This is a genomic window from Microbacterium sp. Bi128 (genome assembly GCF_918698205.1).
This window is the reverse complement of the sequence record NZ_CAKKMM010000374.1, coordinates 1-4,288: the sequence shown is the minus strand read 5'-3', so window position 1 is coordinate 4,288 and position 4,288 is coordinate 1. Positions and strand designations below refer to the sequence as shown.

Sequence of the window (4,288 nt, the reverse complement as noted above, 5' to 3'; positions counted from 1 at the left end):
GGTGGGCACCCAGACGGTCCTGATCGACAACCCCCGGCCCACCGCCCGGAACGGCGACGGCGAAGCAGAAGGCAAACAGCCGCTCCGCGCCGTGATGGGGTACCGGGGCATTCCCGACGACGCCGCCATCCACGGAGCCGACGGTAACGTCCTGCACCTGGCCACCCGCGACCCGCGCGAGGCCCTGGACCAGCTGTTCGCACACGGCGTCCGGCACCTCATGGTGGAGGGCGGCTCCCGGATCCTGAGCGCTTTCCTGGCCGCCGGCCTGGTCGACGAACTCATCGTCTACCTGGCGCCCACACTGCTCGGCTCCGGCACCGCCGCCCTGGACGACCTCGGCATCACCACCCTGGCCGATGCCCAGCGCTGGGAATGGGACCCGGCATCCGGCGGCGCCGTCCAGGTCCTCGGCCGCGACCTCCGGCTCCATCTTCGCCCGGCCGCCCCGGCCGATGAGGCTGACCCGGCCGCCAGCCCTACTTCATCCGATACCACCCCGCACCGCACCGGCGCGGACACCGCCGCAGGAGGCAATTGATGTTTACCGGAATTATCGCCGAGCAGGGAAAGGTGCTGTCCATTGAGCGCAACGGGGACAGCAGCGCCACCGTACGGCTCCACGCACCCGGCACCACGGACGGTCTCGCCCTGGGCGGTTCCATAGCGGTCAACGGCGTCTGCCTCACCGCCACGCAGATCGACGGCAGAGACTTCAGCGTTGACGTTATGGGCGAGACCTTGGTCCGCAGCACGATCGGAGAACTCACTGCGGGCGATCCCGTCAACCTGGAACGCTGCGTCCCCGCCGGGGGACGGTTGGACGGCCACGTGGTCCAGGGCCACGTCGACGGCGTCGGCCAGCTCGTGGAGCGCGAGGGGCTTGGCAACTGGGACCGGCTGCGGTTCGCGGTGCCGGCCGGGCTGGCCCGGTACATCGCCGAAAAGGGATCCATCGCCGTCGACGGCGTCTCCCTCACCGTCACGGCAGTCAGCCCGGCCAACGATCCGGCGCCCTGGTTTGAAGTAGGGCTCATCCCGACCACCCTGGCCGAGACCGGCCTGGGCCAGAAGACACCCGGCGGCCATGTAAACCTCGAAGTCGACGTCCTGGCGAAGTACACCGAACGCCTGCTGTCCTTTGCCGGCGGTTCGTCGCCCGCCGCGCACAGGGCAGCCGAAGGTTCCGCCGGAGAAGCCGCCCTCACGGACGGGGCCGCGAAATGAGCCGGGTCACGGACCAGCCCGGCCATGATGTGGCCGGGGTGCTCCGTACCGCCGCTGCCGGCACCGGGCGTGCAGGCCTCGATCCGATCGAGGACGCCATCAGCGCCATGGCAGCCGGGCGGCCCGTCCTGGTGGTGGACAACGAGGACCGCGAGAACGAAGGCGACATCATTTTCGCCGCCGAGCACGCCACCCCCGCGCTGATGGGCTGGACAGTCCGCTACAGCTCCGGCGTGATCTGCGTACCGCTCGACGCCGACAGGGCCGACGCCCTGGCGCTGCCGCCAATGGTGGCAATCAACGAAGACGCGAAGGGCACCGCCTACACCGTGTCCTGTGACGCCGCCGTGGGTGTCAGCACCGGAATTTCCGCCACGGACCGCGCCCTGACAGCCCGGATCCTGGCCGACCCGCAAAGCCGGCCAAATTCCTTGACCCGTCCCGGGCATGTTTTTCCCCTCCGCGCCGTTAAGGGGGGAGTGCGGGAACGTCCCGGCCACACCGAAGCGGCCGTGGACCTGTGCCGGCTCGCGGGCCTGGAGCCCGTGGGCGTGATAGCAGAGCTGGTGTACGACAACGGAGAAATGATGCGGCTGGACGGATTGCGCGGCTTCGCCATCGAGCATGGCTGCCCCCTGATTTCGATTGCGGATCTGGTGGCGTATCTTGAAGCGGAACAGCACGGCAGCCACGCAGCGGACCCTGTCTGATGGAGGAGAAATAGTGACGACTTCGGAGACCCGAGAAGAGACGGCCATGGCCCGTCAACCGCATCCGGTCAGCGCTGGACCCATCGTCCAGCTGCCCACCGCCTTCGGCGACTTCGTGGCACAGGCCTGGACCGACCTCGACACCGGCGCGGAGCATCTGGCCGTCAGTTCACCGATGGCGCCGGTTGACGGCCAGCCACCGCTGGTCCGCCTCCATTCGGAGTGCCTCACCGGCGATGTGTTTGGCTCCTACCGCTGCGACTGCGGCGAGCAGCTGGCCTATGCGCTCGAGCTGATCAACGAACTCGGCGGCACCCTGCTGTACCTGCGCGGCCAGGAGGGCCGCGGGATCGGCCTGGCGAACAAGATGAAGGCCTACGCCCTGCAGGAGGCCGGTTTTGACACCGTGGAGGCCAACGAACAGCTCGGGCTGCCGGTCGACGCACGCTGCTACAAGGCCGCGGCCCAGATCCTCGCGGAGATGGGTCTCCACGAGATCCGGCTGCTGAGCAACAACCCGGACAAGCAGGACCGGCTCGCGCAGGCAGGCGTCAAGGTGGTGGAGATGGTCCCCACGGAGGTCCCCTCCCGGGAGCAGAACATCCGCTACCTGCAGACGAAGAAGGACCGGATGGACCACCGCCTGGTCCTGGACGTTGAACCGGCTCCGGCCGCCGGCCTGTCCGGATTCGAGCACGACCAGGACTGACCGGGCAGCAACACGACCACCAGACTCAACAGCAAGGAATACCCTATGAGCGGCCACGGCGCCCCCCAGATCGACCTCAGCACCTTCAAGCCGGAAGAAACCTCACGGCTCAAGCTGGCCATTGTGGCCGCGAGCTGGCATACCCAGATCATGGACGGACTGCTCGACGGCGCCCTGCGCGCCGCGAAGGACGCCGGCATCAATGAGCCGACCGTCCTGCGCGTGCCGGGCACGTTTGAGCTCCCGGTCGCGGCCGCCCGGCTGGCACCGCACTTCGACGCCGTCGTGGCGCTCGGCGTCGTCATCCGGGGCGGCACTCCGCACTTCGAATATGTCTGCGAGGCGGCCACCCTGGGCCTGACCGAGGTCAGCGTCCGCACCGGGGTTCCCGTGGGCTTCGGCGTGCTGACGTGCGATACCGAGCAGCAGGGGATCGACCGGGCAGGCTTGCCGGGATCCACCGAGGACAAGGGTCACGAGGCCGTTACCGCTGCCCTGGCCACGGCAGTGACCCTCAAGCAGTTCGGCTGAGCCGCCAGGCTGCAGCCAAAGCCGGTGCGGGCGCCTCCCTGGCCGCCCGCGCCGGCTGAGTGTGCCGGCCTCGCTGGCCGTGTTGGATATGCAGTGCCTCACATCTCCGCCGTCATGCAACGCCCCGGCGGGCGTTCCCGCGCCGGGAGCAAGTAGGCTTGGGGGCGTGAAGAATTTCGAGTCGCTGTTCGCAGAACTGAGTGAAAAGGCAGCCGTCCGCCCGGAGGGCTCCCGCACCGTCGCCGAACTGGATTCCGGAGTCCACGGCATCGGCAAGAAGGTCGTGGAGGAAGCAGCCGAGGTTTGGATGGCTGCGGAGTATGAATCCGATGAGGCCGCCGCCGAGGAAATTTCCCAGCTGCTCTACCACGTGCAGGTTCTGATGCTCGCCAAAGGACTCACCCTGGAAGACGTCTACAAGCATCTGTAGCCGCGCCCGCACCGGACACCGCCATGACTTCGCTGGCGGAGCCCGTGCACCGCGTGGCCGATGTGCCCCAACAGAGACTTCCACACCCAAGAGAGACTTTTCCCATGCTTAGAGTTGCCGTCCCGAACAAGGGATCCCTGTCCGAAGCTGCCGCGGCCATGCTGGCCGAGGCAGGCTACCGCCAGCGCCGCGACACCCGCGAGCTTGTCATGGTGGACCCGGACAACGACATTGAGTTCTTCTTCCTCCGCCCGCGCGACATTGCTGTGTACGTGGGCCAGGGAACGCTCGACGTCGGCATCACCGGCCGCGACCTGCTGCTCGACGCGGAGGTCGAGGCTGAGGAGCTGCTGCCGTTGGGCTTCGCCGCTTCCACCTTCCGCTTCGCCGGCCCGGTCGGCGACTTCACCACGGTCGCCGAGCTCGAGGGCAAGCGCCTGGCCACGAGCTACGACGGACTGCTGCGCGGCTACCTGGCCGCGCGCGGCATCAACGCCAAGGTGGTCCGCCTTGACGGCGCCGTGGAATCCTCCGTCCGCCTCGGCGTCGCCGACGCGATTGCCGACGTCGTCGAGACCGGCACCACGCTCAAGGCCGCCGGCATGGAGATCTTCGGCGAGCCGATCCTGAATTCGGAGTCCGTGCTGATTGGCCGCAAGGGCGAGCAGAACCCTGCCACGG

7 protein-coding genes are annotated in these 4,288 nt (G+C 68.2%); all 7 read left to right on the top strand.

Annotated elements, in window-relative coordinates; all coding sequences use genetic code 11:
* A partial coding sequence (locus LQV45_RS19285; RefSeq protein WP_230008402.1) for a RibD family protein occupies positions 1–541 on the top strand: 541 nt, incomplete at its 5' end.
* Positions 541–1,227, top strand: coding sequence for a riboflavin synthase (locus LQV45_RS19280; RefSeq protein WP_230008401.1), 687 nt, complete (start codon positions 541–543; stop codon positions 1,225–1,227). The genes LQV45_RS19285 and LQV45_RS19280, both read left to right, overlap by 1 nt.
* Positions 1,224–1,937: a 3,4-dihydroxy-2-butanone-4-phosphate synthase gene (gene ribB, locus LQV45_RS19275; RefSeq protein ID WP_230008400.1), complete on the top strand. Its 714-nt coding sequence runs from the start codon at positions 1,224–1,226 to the stop codon at positions 1,935–1,937. Before LQV45_RS19280 ends, ribB begins: the two co-directional genes overlap by 4 nt.
* A 46-nt stretch (positions 1,938–1,983) precedes the next feature.
* Complete coding sequence (ribA, locus tag LQV45_RS19270; protein WP_230008403.1) at positions 1,984–2,646, top strand: GTP cyclohydrolase II; 663 nt, start codon at positions 1,984–1,986, stop codon at positions 2,644–2,646.
* Positions 2,647–2,691: 45 nt separating this feature from the next.
* Positions 2,692–3,177, top strand: a complete 486-nt coding sequence (gene ribH, locus LQV45_RS19265) for a 6,7-dimethyl-8-ribityllumazine synthase (RefSeq protein WP_018772462.1) — start codon at positions 2,692–2,694, stop codon at positions 3,175–3,177.
* A gap of 166 nt (positions 3,178–3,343) precedes the next feature.
* Positions 3,344–3,607: a phosphoribosyl-ATP diphosphatase gene (locus tag LQV45_RS19260; protein WP_230008399.1), complete on the top strand. Its 264-nt coding sequence runs from the start codon at positions 3,344–3,346 to the stop codon at positions 3,605–3,607.
* Between the two features lie 104 nt (positions 3,608–3,711).
* Positions 3,712–4,288, top strand: a 577-nt coding sequence (gene hisG, locus LQV45_RS19255; protein WP_230008398.1) for an ATP phosphoribosyltransferase, incomplete at its 3' end; no start/stop codon positions are given.

Bases quoted from the DNA above. Each gene is read 5' to 3' on its own strand.
- LQV45_RS19280 (WP_230008401.1), top strand. From the start codon at position 541: ATGTTTACCGGAATTATCGCCGAGCAGGGAAAGGTGCTGTCCATTGAG.
- ribH (WP_018772462.1), top strand. From the start codon at position 2,692: ATGAGCGGCCACGGCGCCCCCCAGATCGACCTCAGCACCTTCAAGCCG.
- ribB (WP_230008400.1), top strand. From the start codon at position 1,224: ATGAGCCGGGTCACGGACCAGCCCGGCCATGATGTGGCCGGGGTGCTC.
- ribA (WP_230008403.1), top strand. From the start codon at position 1,984: ATGGCCCGTCAACCGCATCCGGTCAGCGCTGGACCCATCGTCCAGCTG.